Genomic DNA, 17,430 nt, shown 5'->3' with positions numbered 1-17,430 from the left:
CGCGGCGTCGATCGCCGCGTCGGCGTCGGCCACGCCGGCCGCCGGCGCGCGCGACGCAAGCGCGCCCGTCGCGGGGTTGAATCGGTCGAAGGTTCGCCCGTCGCGGGCGGTGCACCACTCGCCCCCGATCAGCATCCGTCTGTCGGTCATGTCGTCTCCTGCCTTGCCTGTCTCTTGCGGTTGCGTCGGCGGTGATATCAGCGCTTGTATGCCTGCAGGCCCGGCTTGATCGCCTTGTCGTCGAGGAACTGCTTCAGCCCCTGCTCGCGGCCGCGCTCCGGATCGCGCAACTGCGCCTGGTCGAGCTTCGCATACAGATAATCCTCGCACTGCTCCCACGTGAGTTCGCGCGAACGCTTGAAGCCATGCTTCGCCGCGCGCAGCACGACCGGGTTCTTGTCCATCAGCCGTGCGGCGAGCGCGATCGTCGCGTCGCGCAGCCCGGCCAGCGGCACGCTGCTGTTCACGAGGCCCATTTCCGCCGCTTCGACGCCGGTGAACGTGTCGCCGGTCATGATGTAGTGCAGCGCGCGGCGATGCCCGACCGTGTCGGCCATCGCCTTGCTGACGAGGTTGCCCGGCGGGATGCCCCAGTTGATCTCCGACAGCCCGAACACCGCTTCGTCCGCCGCGATCGCGAGGTCGCACGCGACGAGCGGCGAGAACCCGCCGCCGAAGCACCAGCCGTTCACCATCGCGATCGTCGGCTTGTTGTACATCCGCAGACGGCGCCACTGCCATTCCGACGCGTCGCGCCGCACCTTTTCCTGCAGCGCGTCGGAGCCGCCGTCGATCTCGCGGAAATATTCCTTCAGATCCATGCCGGCCGTCCACGCGCTGCCCGCGCCGGTCAGCACCAGCACCTTCGCCTCGTCGTCGAACTCGACCGCGTCGAGGACCTGCAGCATTTCCTGGTTCAGCGTCGGGCTCATCGCGTTGCGCTTGTCCGGACGGTTCAGCGTCACCCATGCGATGCCGGCCTCCACGTTCACTTCAACGGTCTGCCAGCGGTTGTCGTACTTGCTCATGTCTGTTCCTGTCGTTCGTTCCTGTGCGATTCGGTGCGCAGCATTCCTGCTGCGGACGGCTTCATTTAATATCAGGCTACCTGATATTGCAAGCGGCACGAGCGCCGGTGTAAACCCGGAGCGGAAGGCGGGCGAAGCGACGGAATCGGGGAACGGTCGGGCGACCGGCAACGCGAACGCGGGCCGCGCGGCCCGCGCCGTGAAGGTTTGAAAAGGGGCGAAAGGGGGTCGGTCAGCCGCGCAGGTTGCGCGAGAACAGTTCGAGCGCGCGCTGCACGTGCGCGGCGTCGTCGGCGGAGATGTCGCCGAGCATGCGTGTCTCGAGCGGGCGCAGCACGGCTTCACATTCACGCAGCATCGCCGCGCCTTCGTCGGTCAGCGTCAGCAGGATAATGCGGCCGTGCGACGGGTCGGCCTCGCGCGTGACGAAGCCGCGGGCGGCCATCACGCTCATCACCTCGTTCGCCGATTGCGGCGTGATCCACGAGCGCTCGGCCAGTTGCGCATTCGACGACGCACCGCGCGCCTCCAGCACGGACAGCGCCGTGTATTGCGCGAGCGTGATGCCGAGCGGTGCGAGCGCGTCGGTCATATGCCGGCGCAGCAGCCGGTCGAGACCGCCGATCACGTAGGTCAGACGCTGCGGCGCGCGCGCCTTCGGCTTGTCGCCCGTCGCGCGGGCGGCGTTCTTCGCGGTGTTCTTCGGATGCGCGGGCTTGGTCGGTGCGGAACTCATGGTGCGGGCGGGATGGAATTGCGGGCCATCTTACCAGCACGTCGACAGGGCGAACGGGGTGTTCCGGGAAGTCGGACGACCGGTGGGACGGCCGCCGCGCGCTCATGCATGCGCGGCGGGCCGCGAGCGTGACAGTGAAGCCCGCTGCGTCAGCGGCATCCCATGAACGGGATCCAATCCGCGATCAGCCGCGCGGCGCGCCCACGAATCGCGCAGTCGGCAACCCCGCATAGCGCGTCTGCGCAACGAACACGCCGCCGGCGTCGGCGTCGCTCGCCAGCGCGTCGTCGCTCAACCCGACGCGCGCGCTCGTCACGTACAACCGGCCTTCGCCATCGAGCGTCACGCAGCTCGGCTGCGCGGTCGGCACCGCGATGCGTTCCGTCTCGACGCCGTCCGCGGCGTAGCGCACCACCCGCCGGCCGCCCCACTGCGCGTTCCACAGGCCGCCGTCGCGGTCCATCGTCGAGCCGTCCGGGTCGCCGTCCGCATCGGTCAGCCGCACGAACGGCCGCACGCCGGCCACACCGGCGCGGCCGTAATCGCACACGAGGATTTCACGCACGAGCGAATCGCAGAAGTACATCTTCGAGCCGTCCGGCGAGAACGCGATGCTGTTCGCGATCGCGGCCGGCGGCAACGCGAGCCGTTCGAGCGTGAGGTCGGCATTGAGCCGGTAAAACCCGCCGACCGCGCGCGGCGGGTCACCGCCCTCGTCCTTCATCCCGAACACGAACGCGCCGGACGGATCGCAGCGCCCGTCGTTCAGGCGCGTCGGCAACTCGGGTTCGACGTCGACAATCCGAGTGAACGCGCCGCTGCGCAGGTCGAAAAACGCGAGATGCGTCGCGAGCCCGACGAGCAGCACGTCCGGATCGTGCGTCAGCGCGAAGCACGCAAGCCTTTCGGGCATCGGCCACTGCGCGAGGTCCGAACCGTCCGCGCGGCAGCGCCACAGTTGCGCGCCTTCGATATCCACCCAATACAGCGCGTGCGTCTTGTCGCACCACGTCGCGCCTTCGCCGAGCGTGTTGCGGGTGTCCGCCAGCCGCGTCGCCGACGCGGCCGGATCAATCTGTTGCATTCCGTCTCCCGATACTTGTTGCATTCGCAGGCAGCCGCGCATTCGTCAGATCTTCATCGCGCGCCGCTGGTTGCGACGATACTGGTCGAACAGCACCGCGAGCAACAGAATTCCGCCGCGTATCAGATATTGGTAAAAGGTCGGCACGTTCAACAGGCTCATCGCGTCCTGCACGGAGCCCATGATCAGCACGCCGACCAGCACGCCGGAGATCGTCGCCACGCCGCCCGTCAGCGACACACCGCCGAGCACGCACGCGGAGATCACGCCCAGCTCGAGGCCGACCGACGTCTTCGGGTCGCCAAGGCTCATCCGCGACGCGAGCATCACGCCGGCGAAGCCGGTCACGAGCCCTTGCAACACGAACACCGCGATCTTGATGCGCATCACCGGCAGCCCCGCGAGCAGCGCGGCCTCGCCGTTGCCGCCGACGGCCAGCACGTTCTTGCCGAACACCGTCTTGCGCAGCAGGAAGCCGAACACGACGAAGCCAATGATGTTGCTCCAGATCGGATACGAGATGCCGAGGAACGAGCCGGCGCCGAGCTCGAAGAAGCGCTCCTCGGAGATCATCACCGCGTCGCCGTTCGACGTAATGAACGCGAGCCCGCGCACGACTTCCATCATCGCGAGCGTGACGATCAGCGAATTGATCCGCCAGCGCGCGATCAGCACGCCGTTCACGAGCCCGACCGCGCCGCCCGCGAGGATGCCGGCCACGGTGCCGAACAGCACGCTGTGTGTCGCGGTGATCAGCGTCGACGCGACGACGCCCGAGAACGCGACGATCGATGCGACCGACAGGTCGACTTCGCCGAGCGCGAGCACGAACATCATCGTCACCGCGATCGAACCGATCAGCGTGACCGACAGCAAGAGGCCCTGGATGTTGCGCGGCGTGAGGAAGTCCGGCACGGTCAGCGACAGCGTCGCGAACAGCACGAGAAACACCATCACGATGCCGGAGCGGTTGATCAGTTGCCACACGCCGCCGCGCGCTCGCGCGGGCGCGGCCGTGGCATCCGGGGACGGGGAAGTGCGTTGGGGTTGCATTGCCTGGCTCATATCAGTTCAGTTGCTTTCCGGTTGACTGCACGGCGCTAACGCGGCAGCGCGAGCTTGATCAGCGCGTCGGGCGTCGCCTGCGCCTTCGCGACTTCGCCCGCGATCCGTCCTTCCTTCATCACGATGATCCGGTCCGACACGCCGATCACCTCGGCCAGGTCGCTCGACACGAGGATCACCGTGCGGCCCGCTTCCGCGAGTTCGTAGAACAGGTTGTAGATTTCCGCGCGCGCGCCGACATCGATGCCGCGCGTCGGCTCGTCCATCAGGAACACGTCGATGCGCTCGGCCAGCCAGCGCGCGAGCACGACCTTCTGCTGGTTGCCGCCCGACAGCGCGCCGATCGGCGTGTCGCCGTCGCGGGTCTTGATCGCGAGCCGCTCGATGTAGCGTTGCGCGAGCTCGCGTTCGCGCCGCGCGTCGAGCAGCACGCGCGCCGGGCTGAAATGACGGCGCGCGCTGATGTTCAGGTTGTCGGCCACCGACGCGATCGCGACGATGCCTTCCTGCTTGCGATCCTCCGGGCACAGCGCGATGCCGGCGCGCACCGCATGGCGCGGGCTCGAAAACGCGACGCGCTTGCCGCCCAGCTCGACGTGGCCGCCGCTCGGGCGCGTCGCGCCGTACAGCAGCTTCATCAGCTCGGAGCGGCCCGCGCCGACGAGCCCGAAGAAGCCGACGATCTCGCCGCGGCGCGCGGCGAACGACACCGGTTCGGACAAGCCGGGCCCGGTCAGCCCCTTCGCCTCGATCATCACGTCGCCGGCCGTGCGCGGCCGGTAGCCGTACACGTCCTCGATCGAGCGGCCGACCATGCAGCCGATCAGCTGGTCGCGATCGAGATCGGCGACCGATTCGAACGTCTCGATGCGGCGGCCGTCGCGGAACACCGTCACGCGGTCGCACAGCGCGTCGACTTCCTCCATCCGGTGCGTGACGTAGATGATCGCGCGCCCCTCCGCGCGCAGCGAACGGATGATCCGGAACAGCTGTGTCGTCTCGCGCGCGGACAGCGAACTCGTCGGTTCGTCGAACGCGATCACGCGCGCGTCGCGCATCAGCGCCTTACCGATCTCGATCATCTGGCGCTGGCCGATCGACAAATACTTCACCGGGATGTCCGGATCGATGTGCTCGCCGAGACGCTCCAGCGCATCGAGCGCCCGCACCGCGAGCGCGCGCTCGTCGACCACGCCGAGTCGGCTCGGCAGCTGCCCGAGCATCAGGTTCTCCGCGACCGTCAGCTCCGGCACCAGATGCAGCTCCTGGTAGATGATCGCGATGCCGGCCTCGAGCGCGGCGCGCGTCGACGCGAAGCGCTGCACCGTGCCGTTCAGCGTCAGCGTGCCGGCCTGCGGCTGGTTCACGCCGGACAGCACTTTCAACAGCGTCGACTTGCCCGCGCCGTTCTCGCCCATCAGCCCGTGCACTTCGCCCGCGCGCACCGACAGCGACACGGCATCGAGCGCGCGCACGCCCGGGAACGTCACCGTGATCCCGTCGAGCGCGAGCAGCGCGCCGCCGGGCGGCGGCGCGGCGGCGCCGTGCTGGGCCGCGTCATCGTTGCCGGACACGGCCGTCATCGTCTGCATCGTCATCGCGTCGTCGCCTCGCACGCTCAGATGCCGAGCTCGGTGCGCACGGCCTGCCAGTTCGCGCGCGTCATCAGCTTGCCGCTCGTCTGCGTGTCGGCCGGCGGCGTCTTGCCGTTGCGGATCCAGTCGACGAGGTTCTGCGTGCTGTCCTTGCCGTGGTTCGTCGAGCTGACCGCGATCGTCCCGTAGAAGCCGGTCGGCTCCTTCTTCTGGAATTCGGCGAACGCCTCGCCCGCGCCGTTGATGCCGACGCCGATCACGTCGGCCGCCGGGATGTGCAGCTGTTCGGTCGCGCGCACCGCGCCGAGCACGGTTTCCTCGTTCAGCGCGTAGACCACCCACTTCTTCACGTTCGGATGGCGCGCGAGCACGGGCGCGGCGGCGCTGAAGCCGCCTTCGTCGTCGGTCGTCTTCTGCGGCGCGTCGAAAATGTTCTCCTTGCGGAAGCCGTTCGCGAGCAGCGCCTGCGTCGCGCCGTCGGTGCGCAGCTTCGCGGTCGGCAGCTCGTAGTTGGTGATGCGCAGCGCGCCGACTTCCTCCGGCTTCCAGCCGCGCCGCTTCATCTCGTCGGCGATCGCCTGGCCGACCTGGTTGCCGATCTTGATCGCCGACATCCCGAGATGCGGCACGTTCGACAGCGGCTTGCCGGTCGAGTCGACGAGCTGGTCGTCGACGGTCACGAACTTCATGTTGTAGCGCTTCGCGCGCGCGGCGATCGCCGGCCCGAGGCGCACGTCGGGCGCGCAGATCACGAAGCCCTGCGCGCCTTGCGAGCCGAGGTTGTCGATCGCGGCGAGCACCTTCTCGCCGTCCGGCGTGCCGATCTTCACGACCGAGAAGTTCTCCTTCTGGCCGAGCGTGGCGGCCGCGTTCTGCTCGTTGATGAACCATGCCTGCTCGGGCATCTTCACCAGGAAGCCGATCTTCAGCGGCGCATCGGCGTGCGCGGCGCCCTGCATCCCGAGCGGCGCGAGGCAAAGCGCGGCCAACAGTGCGCGCAGGGTGTGTCGGCGAGTCATGCGGTTCATGCGGTGTCTCCTTGTATTGGCTTGGGTCTTCAACATCCGTCGTACACGGTCGCGCTCGCGATGGTGCGCGCCGGCACCTTTTCAGCGGCCGAACGCGTCGGTGCCGACGCGCCGCCCGAACAGGAACGCATCGGCGACGAGCCGCAACGGCCGTACGTCGACGTCGCTTTCGCCGCGCGCGATCAGCGCGCGGAAGTGAGCATACAGCGCCGGATACTCGCGCTGCGGGCCGATCTCGACCGGCTCGCCGCCGATCGACAGTTGCGCGCCGCCGCGGCTGATCGCGAGCACGCCGTCCGACGTGTCGACCGCGATCTCCCATTGCTCGACGGGGCCGTGCCGCCAGTCGAATTCCGCGTGCACGGGCACGCCGTCCGTATCGGCGCAATCGAGTTCGGCCGCGATCGGCGTCTGCACGTCGCTCGGCACGTAGAGCGTCGCTTCGCGCAGCACGAGCTCGCGCGGCAGGATCCGCGTGACGATCGACAGCGCGTTGATGCCGGGATCGAACACGCCGAGGCCGCCCGGCTCCCAGATCCACTGCTGCCCCGGATGCCAGCGCCGCACGTCTTCCTTCCAGCGCACCTGAACCGCGCGGATCGTACGCGTCGCGAGCCACGCGCGTGCCGGCTCAACCGCGCTCGCGCAGCGCGAATGCCAGGTCGCGAACAGCGTGAGGCCGCGTTCGCGCGCGAGCGCGTCCAGCGCGGCCACTTCGCCCAGCGTCGCGCCCGGCGGTTTCTCGAGCATCACGTGCTTGCCGGCTTCGAGCGCCGCGCGTGCCTGCGCGTAGCGCACCTGCGGCGGCGCGCATAGCGACACCGCCTCGAGCTCGCGCTCGGCGGCCAGCAGCGCACCCAGCTCCGGATAATTGCGCACGCCGTTGACTTCCGCGTGACGGCTCGCGCACGCGGTCAGCGCGAAGCCCGGTTCGGCGGCGATTGCGGGCAAATGCTGGTCACGCGCGATCTTGCCGATCCCGATCACGCCCAGCGAAATCACCTTGCTCATCTGCGTTCCTCCTTCGCTACTCGGTCAGTGCGCCCAGCGCAGCACGAGCGGATCGAGCCGGCGCGCAATCGCGAGCAGCTCCGCGCGCGTGTCCGGATGCAGTTCCGACATCGGATGCCGCGGCCGCTCGCACGCGATCACACCGCCTTCGCGCATCAGCGCCTTCGCGGTGAGAATGCCGGACTGGCGGTTCTCGTGATTGATCAGCGGCAGCCACGCCTGGTAGCGTGCGTACGCGTCGTCCTGCCGCCCTTCGCGCCACGCTTCGAGGATCGGCCGGATGCCGTCCGGATACGCGCCGCCCGTCATCGCGCCGGTCGCGCCGGCATGCAGGTCGGCGAGCAGCGTGATCGCCTCCTCGCCGTCCCACGGCCCTTCGATTGCGTCGCCGCCGAGCCGGATCAGCTCGCGCAGCTTGTTCGCGGCGCCGGGCGTCTCGATCTTGAAGTACGCGACCTGCTCGATCTCGCGCGCCATCCGCGCAAGCAACGGCGCGGACAGCACGGTGCCGCTCGCGGGCGCATCCTGAATCATGATCGGGATGTCGATCGCATCCGACACGCGCGCATAGAAGTCGACGATCTGCGCTTCGGGCACGCGGAACGTCGCGCCGTGATACGGCGGCATCGTCATCACCATCGCCGCGCCGAGCTGCTGCGCGCGCAGGCTGCGCGCCGCGCACACCTGCGTGCTGTAGTGCGACGTCGTGACGATCACCGGCACGCGGCCGGCGACGTGTTCGAGAATCGTGCGCGTGAGCACGTCGCGTTCGTCGTCGGTGATCGCGAATTGCTCGGAGAAGTTCGCGAGGATGCACAGCCCGTCCGAGCCCGCATCGATCATGAAATCGACCGCGCGCTTCTGGCTCGCGAGGTCGAGCTCGCCGGTCTCGGAAAACGTCGTCGGGACGACGGGGAAGATGCCGCGATAGCGCGGTGTGCTGCTCGATGTCATGGTTCGGGTCCTGCGTCGGTCGAATCGGCGTTCAGCCGGAAAAACAAGGCGTTCAGGATTCGCGGGCGAATGCGCCCGCGGCCGGCTCGGGCCCGCGCAGCGCGGCCCGGACCACGAACGTCATCAGCACCGCGAACAACAGCGTCGCCGCGAGAAAGTACAGGCCGGCCGCGAGACTGCCGGTCGATGCCTTGATCAGGCCGATGCCGTACGGCCCGAAGTAGCCGCCGAGATTCGCGAGCGAATTGATCGCGGCGATGCCGACCGCCGCACTCGTGCCGGTCAGGAATTCGCCGGGCAGCGCCCACACGACGGCCTGGATCGAATAGAGCGAGAACGCGGTGAGGCAGATGAAGGCGAACTGCAGCGCGGGCTGCCGCACCCATGCGCTCGCGGCCATCGTCACGGCGGCCGCCGCCGACACGACGACGATGTGCCAGTAGCGCTCGCGCTTGCGGTCCGAATGGCGCGGCACGACGAGCAGGCCGACCACCGCGAACAGATACGGCACCGCGGACAGCAGCCCGGTCGCCGCATCGCCGGCGCCGAATGCGTGGATGATCGTCGGCAGCCAGAGCGACAGCCCGTAGATGCACAGCGGAAACGGCAGGAACAGCGCGGCGAGCAGCAGCACGCGGCGATCGCGCAGTGCGGCGAGCGGATTGCCGTGCGAAGCGGGTCGATACGTGTCGCGGTCGGCGGCGAGCTGCCGCGCGATCCAGCGGCGCTGGTCGTCGTTCAGCCAGCGCGCATGCGCGGGCGACTCGGGCAACAACCGAAGCGTGGGCCATGCGAGCAGCACGGCCGGCAAGCCGCTGACGACGAACAACGTCTGCCAGTCCGACAGGCCGAACCACCCGTGCGTCGACAGCAGCCACCCGGCGAGCGGGCCCGTCACGATGCCGGCGAGCGGCTGCGCGAGCACGAGCAGGCCGATCACGCGGGCACGGTCGCGCATCGGGAACCATTGCGTGAGGAAGTACAGGATGCCGGGATACAGGCCGGCTTCGGCCGCGCCAAGCAGGAAGCGCAGCACGTAGAAACTGGCCGGCCCCTGCACGAGTGCCATCGCGATCGTGATCACGCCCCACGTCGCGAGGATGCGCGCGAACCAGACGCGTGCGCCGAAGCGTCCGAGCGCGAGGTTGCTCGGCACTTCGCACAGGAAGTAGCCGATGAAGAACAGTCCGGCGCCGAGCCCGTACGCGGCATCGCCGAGGCCGATCGCCGCGTTCATGTGCAGCTTCGCGAAGCCGACCACGGTACGGTCGACGTAGGCGACCACGTAGATCAGCGCGAGGAACGGCACCAGCTTGCGCGTGAGCAGGCGGGTCAGTTGCCGTTCGTCGACGGCTGCCGGCGAATCGGACTGTTCCGCCACGGCGTGTGCGGGCGTGTACTGCGTCGTCATCTTGTCTCCTGTCGGCCCCCGTTAGCGTCTTGGCGCTTACGGGGGCCCCATGCTTCGCGGTCGGCCTCCGTTGGCGCTTTAGCGCTTGCGAGGGCCCCTTGCTTCGCGGTCGACGTACGCTGGCGCTTCAGCGCTTACGTACATCCCATACTTTGCGGCCGGCCCGGATGAGCGCCCTGCCACAGCCAGCACTTCACCGTGCTTCCCTCAGGCCCCGCCGCCATCCGTTTGTCTCAATGCGAATGGCTCGGCACGTCCGCGCCGCGCATGCCGACCAGGAAGTCCAGATCGCACCCCTCGTCGGCCTGCAGCACGTGATCGATATACAGCCGCGCGTAGCCGCCCTTGCCGACCTGCCCGGCCACGCCCGGCGCCGCAGTCGGATCGACGTCGGACAGGCGGCGCTGCAGTTCGTCGTCCGGAATGTCCAGGTGCAGCGTGCCGGCCTCGCAGTCGAGCTCGATCCAGTCGCCGTTGCGCACGGCGGCGAGCGGCCCGCCCGCGGCCGCTTCCGGCGCGACGTGCAGCACGACCGTGCCGTACGCGGTGCCGCTCATCCGCGCGTCCGAGATCCGTACCATGTCCTTCACGCCCTGGCGCAGCAGCTTCGGCGGCAGTCCCATGTTGCCGACCTCGGCCATCCCCGGATAACCGCGCGGCCCGCAGTTCTTCAGCACCAGCACCGAACTCGCATCGACGTCGAGCGCTTCGTCGTTGATCGTCGCCTTGTAGTGATCGAGGTTCTCGAACACCACCGCGCGACCGCGATGCTTCAGCAGCTCGGGGCTCGCCGCCGACGGCTTCAGCACTGCGCCGCGCGGCGCGAGATTGCCGCGCAGGATGCAGATCCCGCCGTCGGCGATCAGCGGCCGGTCGAGCGGGCGGATCACCTCGTCGTCGTAGTTCGGCGCTTCGCGCACGTTGTCCCACAGCGACTTGCCGTTGACGGTCAGCGCGTCGGGGTGCGGCAGCAGCCCGCCTTCGCCGAGCCGGCGCAGCACGGCCGGCAGGCCGCCCGCGTAATAGAACTCCTCCATCAGGAAGCGCCCGGACGGCATCAGGTCGACGATCGTCGGCGTGTCGCGGCCGATGCGCATCCAGTCCTCGAGTTCGAGCGGCACGCCGATGCGGCCGGCGATCGCCTTCAGGTGGATCACCGCGTTGGTCGAGCCGCCGATCGCCGCGTTCGCGCGGATCGCGTTCTCGAACGCCGCGCGCGTCAGGACCTTCGACAGCACGAGCCCTTCGAGCGCCATCCCGACGATCCGGATACCGGACATGTGCGCGAGCACGTAGCGGCGCGAATCGACGGCCGGAATCGCCGCGTTGTGCGGCAGCGCCACGCCGAGCGCCTCGGCCATGCACGCCATCGTCGACGCGGTGCCCATCGTGTTGCAGGTGCCGGCCGAGCGCGACATGCCGGCTTCGGCCGACAGGAAGTGATGCAGGTCGATCTCGCCCGCCTTCAGCGATTCGTGCAGTTGCCAGACGGCGGTACCCGAACCGATGTTCTTGCCCTCGAGCTTGCCGTTCAGCATCGGGCCGCCCGACACGACGATCGCCGGCACGTCGCAGCTCGCCGCGCCCATCAGCAGCGCGGGGGTCGTCTTGTCGCAGCCGGCGAGCAGCACGACCGCGTCGATCGGATTGCCGCGGATCGCTTCCTCGACGTCCATCGACGCCAGGTTGCGCGTGAGCATCGCGGACGGCCGCAGGTTCGATTCACCATTCGAGAACACCGGGAACTCGACCGGGAACCCGCCCGCCTCGAAGATCCCGCGCTTCACGTGCTCGGCGAGCTTGCGGAAGTGCGCATTGCACGGCGTCAGTTCGGACCACGTATTGCAGATGCCGATGATCGGCCGACCGTCGAACTCATGATCGGGGATGCCCTGGTTCTTCATCCAGCTTCGATACATGAAGCCGTTCTTGTCGTTCGTGCCGAACCATTGGGTGGAGCGCAGCCTGGGTTTTGTTGCCGACATCGTCAGTCCTGTGGTGACGGGATACCGGCGCAGTCTAGGCAGAATTTTGATAACTCGCTAATGACGTTTTAGGCGATTACGATATCGATTCCGATATCGATATAAACCCGTACCATGCTCGAAGCCAGCCCATGGGGAAACCGCAGCCGCCTGAAGACGCGCCAGCTCCTGCTGGTCGTCGCGCTCGCCGACGAAGGCAGCATTCACCGCGCGGCGGCCGCGCTGAACATGACGCAGCCGGCCGCGTCGAAGCTGCTGCGCGAGCTCGAGGAATCGATCGGCGCGGTGCTGTTCGAGCGCCTGCCGCGCGGGATGCGGCCGACGCTGTATGGCGACGCGCTGATCCGCCACGCGCGCGCGGCGCTCGGCAGCCTCGACCAGGCGCGCGAGGAGCTGGCCGCGCTGAAGGCCGGCCATCTCGGGCATGTGGCGGTGGGTGCGATCACGTCGCCGGGGTTGCGGCTCGTGCCGCCGGCCGTCGCCGCGGTGAAGGGCACGCATGCAAACGTGCGCGTGTCTGTCGCGATCGACACGAGCAATGTGCTGCTCGAACACCTCGCGCAGGACAAGCTCGACATCGTGCTCGGCCGGCTGTCGGCCGAACACGACAAGCTGCACCTGCGCTACGAGCCGCTGACCGGCGAGCCGGTCGCGGCGGTCGTGCGGCCCGGCCATCCGCTGCTCGCGCAGGCGCCGCTGTCGCTTGCCGACGTGCAGCGTGCCGCGTGGGTCATGCCGCCGGCCGGCAGCGTGCTGCGCCACCGCTTCGAGCTCGTGTTCCAGCGCGCGAGCCTCGCGCCGCCCGCGAACGTCGTCGAGACGGCCGCGCTGCTGTTCATCACGCAGTTGATCGAGCAGAGCGACATGATCGCGGTGCTCGCGGAGGACGTCGCGCTGTACTACGCGCGACATGGCATCGTGTCGGTGCTGCCGCTGGAGATGGATTGCCGGATGGACGATTTCGGGATCATCACGCGCACCGACCGGCTGCATTCGCCGGCCGTCGCGGTGATGGCGGAGGCGATTCGGGCAGCTGCGCGAGAGGTGTATGGGGTGGGGGTGTGAGGCCGATGCGGAATTAAGCGGCGCTCAGTCAGAGCGTTGTCCTTGCGTCGGTGCGAACCGTGGCGGCGCCACGCGGACGGAGCGGAGACGGCTCGTGACGCCACGACAGCAGCGCCATGACTCCGTTGCGGCTGATCTTCTGGAATATGCTCCGGCGCGCTGAACAGCCTTATGAAACCTCTTCTTATCAAGTACCGACACAAGCGCGCCGTCTGTATTCGGCGCGTGACAAACCTCTGCGTGCAATCAATTCTTCTCTTCTATACCGGGAACCGCTCAATCGCGCGTCTCACGACCTCTTGAAATTCTCCGCGTTTCAAAATAACTTGCCGAACGCTGCCGAGGTCTTTCTTGACACCAGCGATTAGCTTCGCCTGCTCTCCCAGCTCCACAAGAAATAGGTAACACCCTTCATCAGAGAGACTTTCCGGTGATACGAGGTGTTTGAAATCGCTGACTTCGGCATCCGAATCGAGCGAAGGAAAAGCAAGTTTGCAAAGCCGCTCATATGCGAAATCCGGGGGTAAATTAAAAATTTCCTCGTTTTCGACGGGATAGTTCATGGAGTGCAGCAGACTAAGGCCATGAAGATCAACTCCAAGAGTAGACCGCATGGACCAAATTAGCTCTCCTGCGACGAAGCAGCCAAAGCATCCGTTCTTGAAACTATCGGTCGACCAAGATTCAACTGAGTCGAACCAAATGGCGAACGTGTCAGGGTTGCCAGATAGCATCTATTTCCTCTTAAATCCAATCAATGGTCTTCCGCCGATCGAAATCTTAGCAGTCTTTGTCTCCCGCCTTACTCGCGAGCAATGGATTTCTATCATTGAAGTACACTTCTTGATCCGGCATTTTCCTGACGAAAAATCCTGCGAAGACCATGCGGATTCGCTCGCGCAAATCATATACCTTCTCGAGATCAATGTTTTCTATCTCGTACGAATCGTTCTGGTCGAGATGAGAACAAATAGCATTCGTCACAAAATCGAAAATATGAAAAACTTCCGCGTACAGATCGACTGCGATCGTCCCTTCGTGGGCGAGTGCATACAACGCCGACTCCAGTAGCCAATATTGTTCGTCTTCCCAGATTCCTCGCTCGTGCAAGACACCAGAAAAGGATTTTGCGTCGTAGGCAGGCGATGCGAAGACATTTTTTTTAACAATAGCTCTCGGGTCCATTCTTTCGCTCCAGTTTTGCATTTCACTTGATCTTAATCCTGCGCCCCTGCCCTGCATCAGTCTTATCTAAAACGCGGGAGCGGAATTAAGCGGCGCTCAGCCGGAGCGTTGTCCTTGCGTCGGTGCGAACACTGGCAACGCCACGGGGACGGCGCGGAGACGGCTCGTGACGCCACGACAACAGCGCAGTGATTGACGCGGTCGGAAAATCTGTCGGTTCCCGATCCTCGCCGCCGCCGTCCCCGACGACGACGGGCCGAGTATCGGATCGCGCTTCCTTCTTCAGAACTGTGCGGTGACCTGAAAACCAACCGCCACGCGAGCCGTAGGAAACCCGGACGGCTTGTAGATCGGCGTGCCGGCAAACAGGTCGTAACCGTAGGCACCCAAGCGAGTCGCGACGCTGCCCTTCAAGCCGATTACTGCCCCTGCCAGTTGCGTGCCGACGAGGGCGACCGGCTGCGGGCCCCACACGCGACCGTAGTCGATCCCTGCATATACCGCTTGCCCCGTCTGGCCGATTGGCGCCTGCAATTCATTGCGCCAATAGAAGCCACGGGAGGCGGCCAGCATCGTCTCCCCGTCGAATCCGCGTACGGTGTAACGACTGCCGATCGTCAGATCGTCGATGTAGTACAGCGTGTTGCCCGTGTACTGTCCGTGGAACGTCGTCACGTAGCGGAACGGCTGCTGCGCGATTGCGAACGGCACCGACAGATTCGCGTCGAGCACGGCCATCTTGTAGCGGTAGGTCGGGCCGCCGTCTGCTGCGAGGCTGTCGCCCTGCGCACCGAACGCGCCGATACCCTGCCGGTACGCGAGCGTCCCGTCGAACTGAGCGTTGCCGAAATAATGGCGATCAGTCAGGCCGAACTCGACGAACGTGTTGTTGCGGCGCTGCTGCGGAATTTCCGTATCTTCGATGAAGCTCTGGCCGAATCGGCGCGACAGGCGGAACTGCGCGCCGAACACGTCGTTCTGGCTGCGCGACAGCACGCGGTTCAGCTTGAAATCGACCGTCTTCGAATTGCCGCTCGCGATGAATGTCTGATTCACGCCGGCGATCTGCTGGTAGTACGTGTTCGTGTACGCCGACAGCGTCGCGGTCCAGTAGCCCCACGGGATCGAATAAAAACCGTTCCAGCCGTGCGAGCCGAGCCGCTTGTCGCCGAATTCGAGGTCCTGGCTCACGCCGATGTTGAAGATGTCGTTCAGGCCCAGGGGGTTGTCTATGCCGAGCGACAGATTGCCCTGCAGGCGACCGGTCGCGCGCGTGCCCGAGTTGTCGATCGACGCGACGACCGTCCACGGTTTGCCGCGCTTCACGTCGAGTACGACATCGCTTTCGCCCGGCACGTCGGCGGGGACGATCTGCATCGACACGTCCTGGCTCGTCACGCGCTTCATTTGCTCGAGGCCTTGTTCGAGATCGCGCAGGTTCAGCAGTTCGCCGTCGCGCGTCGGAAAGGCAGTTTTCCACGTGCCGCGGAGTTTTTCGTCGACGAAGCGCACATGGCGGATTACGCCGGGAATCAGTGAAAACTTGAGAGTGCCGGTAGACAGGTCCTGTTCGGGCACAAGCACGCGCGTGGTGACATACCCGCGCGCAAGGATCGCTTGCGACAGGCCCTTGACCAGCACATCGATGCCTCGCTTGCCGACGCACGCACCCGAGTAATGTTCGAGCCATTCGCGTGCGAACGCGAAGCGATCCATCGGCAATGCCGACGCGCCTTGCGCCTTCGCTGCGCTGGGCAACGCGTCCGGTACGTCCAGCGCAAACCGGTCGATCCGAAAACAGGGCGTTTCGGCCGGAATCGCGGGATACGCTTCGACACTCGGCACCTCGGAACGAACCGAAGGCGCGTGCACCGCAGCGTCGCGCTGCTGTGCGTCGCGTTGCTGTTGCGCTTGGCGATCCTGCTCCGCGTTCGCGCGCGCGGCAGCAGCCTGGTCGGCGGGTGTCGGGGCTTGCTGCGCCTGCACGGTGATCGCCATCAACGCGGCGAACGGCATGGTCGCCAGCTGTTTGGTTATTGTCATTTGGTGGTTAGTTTTTACACTGGCCCGATACTGTGGCTATTTGACCACTTTGCCGACCTCAATCGTAAACACAAGGTCTTCGAAATCCGGATCACCGATGCCGTCGCTGCAATGGAACGCAATATGACGATCGGCTCTTTTCACCAACATCCCAGCATTTCCGATCCATGCGTGCGAAACATCATCATGCTTCCAAACATTCCAAACTTTTAGGGTGGCCTTCCCCCCCTTCTTAATGGTCACGTTCAGCGGAATATGCTTCGGGCTATGATCCGCCCATATGAAAAAATCCGTCAGGATTTGATTGTTAACCTCGACATTACAATTCAATGCCTTTATTTTAATTCCTTGACTTGTCGATTTCTTATTAGACACAAAATCAAGGGACAGCACGGTTTCACCAGAAAACAGGTCGAGCTCATACAAGCTGTATGTTTCCCGCCCGTCAACCTCAATTTTGGGGGCTCTGGCTTCTTGGAAGCGCTGCGCTAATGAGACGTTCGTCATATCAATATCGCCGCAAATAGTAATTCCTGCCTCATTTGCCGGCCCTCGGAAAACTTGATCAAAGGATCACTTAGCCCAATAGTTGCGTAGGTCGATGCCGCCTCAAAAGGTGTTTTGAAAAGCACCACCAATCGAATGATCCGTCTGTTTTCGCATTTTTACGCCACCCCTGTTGAATAGACCCAAAGACCTTCTCGAAATGATCGATAATTGTAACTTCATTGCCCCGCTAGTTTGGCACCTGGCAACAACGACGAGCGGGATTTTTTTTGGCCTCTCGCATTCTTATGAATTGACCTATTAATAAACCAGATCACTGATTTATTCCCTTGATTTTATCAAGTCATTCCTTAAACCCATATTCGGTCGGAATTTTCCAATCATCACTCGGAAACTCAGGCCAACCGAAGCGAGGATCGGCATAAGCTTTTTTTACGTCATGCATTAAGCCATCAAAGAAACCCGATAGGCCCTGAAGAGCAATGCCAGCATGGATTAATCCAGCTTTTGCCGTCAACTTGTCCCCCTTATTCATGGCGGACTCATACAGGTCTAGGGCATCCCGAACGCGACCTATTTCTTTCGCGAACAATTCATCTTGATCCCTCTTCCAGTTGATATACCACTCCAGATCGTCCGCTTCTTCGTTGTACGCACGCAGATCAGCATCGGTCAAGCCGTGTGACAGCGCCAAGTCCCGCAATAAGGTTTTGATTCGATTCAGTTCCATAGC

General features: G+C 65.1%; 16 protein-coding genes and 1 pseudogene. 1 reads left to right on the top strand and 16 read right to left on the bottom strand.

Going from position 1 to position 17,430, the window contains the following annotated elements; all coding sequences use genetic code 11:
• The 11 genes and pseudogenes from F3J14_RS35740 to F3J14_RS18915 all read right to left on the bottom strand — a co-directional run.
• Positions 1-150, bottom strand: a pseudogene (locus F3J14_RS35740) (salicylaldehyde dehydrogenase); the annotation flags it as partial.
• Positions 151-197: 47 nt separating this feature from the next.
• On the bottom strand, positions 198-1,028 hold the full coding sequence (locus F3J14_RS18960) for a p-hydroxycinnamoyl CoA hydratase/lyase (RefSeq protein WP_006750194.1): 831 nt from the start codon (positions 1,026-1,028) through the stop codon (positions 198-200).
• Positions 1,029-1,260: 232 nt separating this feature from the next.
• Positions 1,261-1,764 (bottom strand): MarR family winged helix-turn-helix transcriptional regulator, encoded by a 504-nt coding sequence (locus F3J14_RS18955; protein ID WP_166724321.1) that lies wholly within the window; start codon positions 1,762-1,764, stop codon positions 1,261-1,263.
• Positions 1,765-1,948: 184 nt separating this feature from the next.
• A complete protein-coding gene (locus tag F3J14_RS18950) occupies positions 1,949-2,848 on the bottom strand; it encodes an SMP-30/gluconolactonase/LRE family protein (RefSeq protein WP_166724320.1) in 900 nt (299 codons plus the stop codon).
• A gap of 45 nt (positions 2,849-2,893) precedes the next feature.
• Entirely contained in the window at positions 2,894-3,913 is a 1,020-nt protein-coding gene (gene araH, locus F3J14_RS18945) for an L-arabinose ABC transporter permease AraH (RefSeq protein ID WP_166724319.1), read from the bottom strand.
• A gap of 35 nt (positions 3,914-3,948) precedes the next feature.
• Positions 3,949-5,511: an L-arabinose ABC transporter ATP-binding protein AraG gene (gene araG / locus F3J14_RS18940; RefSeq protein ID WP_166724318.1), complete on the bottom strand. Its 1,563-nt coding sequence runs from the start codon at positions 5,509-5,511 to the stop codon at positions 3,949-3,951.
• A 20-nt stretch (positions 5,512-5,531) separates the two neighbouring features.
• Positions 5,532-6,536: an arabinose ABC transporter substrate-binding protein gene (locus F3J14_RS18935; protein ID WP_166724317.1), complete on the bottom strand. Its 1,005-nt coding sequence runs from the start codon at positions 6,534-6,536 to the stop codon at positions 5,532-5,534.
• A gap of 81 nt (positions 6,537-6,617) precedes the next feature.
• A complete protein-coding gene (locus tag F3J14_RS18930) occupies positions 6,618-7,547 on the bottom strand; it encodes a Gfo/Idh/MocA family oxidoreductase (protein WP_166724316.1) in 930 nt (309 codons plus the stop codon).
• Positions 7,548-7,571: 24 nt separating this feature from the next.
• On the bottom strand, positions 7,572-8,501 hold the full coding sequence (locus tag F3J14_RS18925) for a dihydrodipicolinate synthase family protein (protein ID WP_166724315.1): 930 nt from the start codon (positions 8,499-8,501) through the stop codon (positions 7,572-7,574).
• Between the two features lie 52 nt (positions 8,502-8,553).
• Positions 8,554-9,912 carry an MFS transporter gene (locus F3J14_RS18920; RefSeq protein WP_166724314.1) on the bottom strand — a complete coding sequence of 453 codons (1,359 nt, stop codon included), beginning with the start codon at positions 9,910-9,912 and terminating at the stop codon, positions 8,554-8,556.
• A gap of 233 nt (positions 9,913-10,145) precedes the next feature.
• A complete protein-coding gene (locus tag F3J14_RS18915; RefSeq protein WP_166724313.1) occupies positions 10,146-11,897 on the bottom strand; it encodes an IlvD/Edd family dehydratase in 1,752 nt (583 codons plus the stop codon).
• A 114-nt stretch (positions 11,898-12,011) separates the two neighbouring features.
• Here F3J14_RS18915 and F3J14_RS18910 point away from each other — a divergent pair, with 114 nt between their 5' ends.
• A complete protein-coding gene (locus tag F3J14_RS18910; RefSeq protein WP_166724312.1) occupies positions 12,012-12,962 on the top strand; it encodes a LysR family transcriptional regulator in 951 nt (316 codons plus the stop codon).
• A gap of 260 nt (positions 12,963-13,222) precedes the next feature.
• Here F3J14_RS18910 and F3J14_RS18905 read toward each other — a convergent pair whose 3' ends face one another.
• From F3J14_RS18905 to F3J14_RS18885, 5 genes are all read right to left on the bottom strand, one after another.
• Positions 13,223-13,696 carry an immunity 42 family protein gene (locus F3J14_RS18905; RefSeq protein ID WP_166724311.1) on the bottom strand — a complete coding sequence of 158 codons (474 nt, stop codon included), beginning with the start codon at positions 13,694-13,696 and terminating at the stop codon, positions 13,223-13,225.
• 46 nt (positions 13,697-13,742) lie between these two features.
• On the bottom strand, positions 13,743-14,147 hold the full coding sequence (locus F3J14_RS18900; RefSeq protein ID WP_166724310.1) for an Imm41 family immunity protein: 405 nt from the start codon (positions 14,145-14,147) through the stop codon (positions 13,743-13,745).
• A 282-nt stretch (positions 14,148-14,429) separates the two neighbouring features.
• Complete coding sequence (locus tag F3J14_RS18895) at positions 14,430-16,190, bottom strand: ShlB/FhaC/HecB family hemolysin secretion/activation protein (protein WP_166724309.1); 1,761 nt, start codon at positions 16,188-16,190, stop codon at positions 14,430-14,432.
• Positions 16,191-16,226: 36 nt separating this feature from the next.
• Positions 16,227-16,697 carry a hypothetical protein gene (locus tag F3J14_RS18890; protein WP_166724308.1) on the bottom strand — a complete coding sequence of 157 codons (471 nt, stop codon included), beginning with the start codon at positions 16,695-16,697 and terminating at the stop codon, positions 16,227-16,229.
• A 343-nt stretch (positions 16,698-17,040) separates the two neighbouring features.
• Complete coding sequence (locus F3J14_RS18885; protein WP_166724307.1) at positions 17,041-17,427, bottom strand: hypothetical protein; 387 nt, start codon at positions 17,425-17,427, stop codon at positions 17,041-17,043.
• Between the last annotated feature and the right edge of the window lie 3 nt (positions 17,428-17,430).

The organism is Burkholderia sp. Tr-862 (assembly GCF_011753085.1).
Classification (GTDB): Bacteria; Pseudomonadota; Gammaproteobacteria; order Burkholderiales; family Burkholderiaceae; genus Burkholderia; species Burkholderia ambifaria.
The sequence above is the reverse complement of the archived record's forward strand: the minus strand, read 5'-3'. Positions and strand labels throughout refer to the sequence as shown.

Excerpts from the sequence above, each read along its gene's own strand:
- F3J14_RS18960 (WP_006750194.1), bottom strand. The coding sequence starts at position 1,028 with ATGAGCAAGTACGACAACCGCTGGCAGACCGTTGAAGTGAACGTGGAG.
- F3J14_RS18955 (WP_166724321.1), bottom strand. The coding sequence starts at position 1,764 with ATGAGTTCCGCACCGACCAAGCCCGCGCATCCGAAGAACACCGCGAAG.
- F3J14_RS18950 (WP_166724320.1), bottom strand. The coding sequence starts at position 2,848 with ATGCAACAGATTGATCCGGCCGCGTCGGCGACGCGGCTGGCGGACACC.
- araH (WP_166724319.1), bottom strand. The coding sequence starts at position 3,913 with ATGAGCCAGGCAATGCAACCCCAACGCACTTCCCCGTCCCCGGATGCC.
- araG (WP_166724318.1), bottom strand. The coding sequence starts at position 5,511 with ATGACGATGCAGACGATGACGGCCGTGTCCGGCAACGATGACGCGGCC.
- F3J14_RS18935 (WP_166724317.1), bottom strand. The coding sequence starts at position 6,536 with ATGAACCGCATGACTCGCCGACACACCCTGCGCGCACTGTTGGCCGCG.
- F3J14_RS18930 (WP_166724316.1), bottom strand. The coding sequence starts at position 7,547 with ATGAGCAAGGTGATTTCGCTGGGCGTGATCGGGATCGGCAAGATCGCG.
- F3J14_RS18925 (WP_166724315.1), bottom strand. The coding sequence starts at position 8,501 with ATGACATCGAGCAGCACACCGCGCTATCGCGGCATCTTCCCCGTCGTC.
- F3J14_RS18920 (WP_166724314.1), bottom strand. The coding sequence starts at position 9,912 with ATGACGACGCAGTACACGCCCGCACACGCCGTGGCGGAACAGTCCGAT.
- F3J14_RS18915 (WP_166724313.1), bottom strand. The coding sequence starts at position 11,897 with ATGTCGGCAACAAAACCCAGGCTGCGCTCCACCCAATGGTTCGGCACG.
- F3J14_RS18910 (WP_166724312.1), top strand. The coding sequence starts at position 12,012 with ATGCTCGAAGCCAGCCCATGGGGAAACCGCAGCCGCCTGAAGACGCGC.
- F3J14_RS18905 (WP_166724311.1), bottom strand. The coding sequence starts at position 13,696 with ATGCTATCTGGCAACCCTGACACGTTCGCCATTTGGTTCGACTCAGTT.
- F3J14_RS18900 (WP_166724310.1), bottom strand. The coding sequence starts at position 14,147 with ATGGACCCGAGAGCTATTGTTAAAAAAAATGTCTTCGCATCGCCTGCC.
- F3J14_RS18895 (WP_166724309.1), bottom strand. The coding sequence starts at position 16,190 with ATGACAATAACCAAACAGCTGGCGACCATGCCGTTCGCCGCGTTGATG.
- F3J14_RS18890 (WP_166724308.1), bottom strand. The coding sequence starts at position 16,697 with ATGACGAACGTCTCATTAGCGCAGCGCTTCCAAGAAGCCAGAGCCCCC.
- F3J14_RS18885 (WP_166724307.1), bottom strand. The coding sequence starts at position 17,427 with ATGGAACTGAATCGAATCAAAACCTTATTGCGGGACTTGGCGCTGTCA.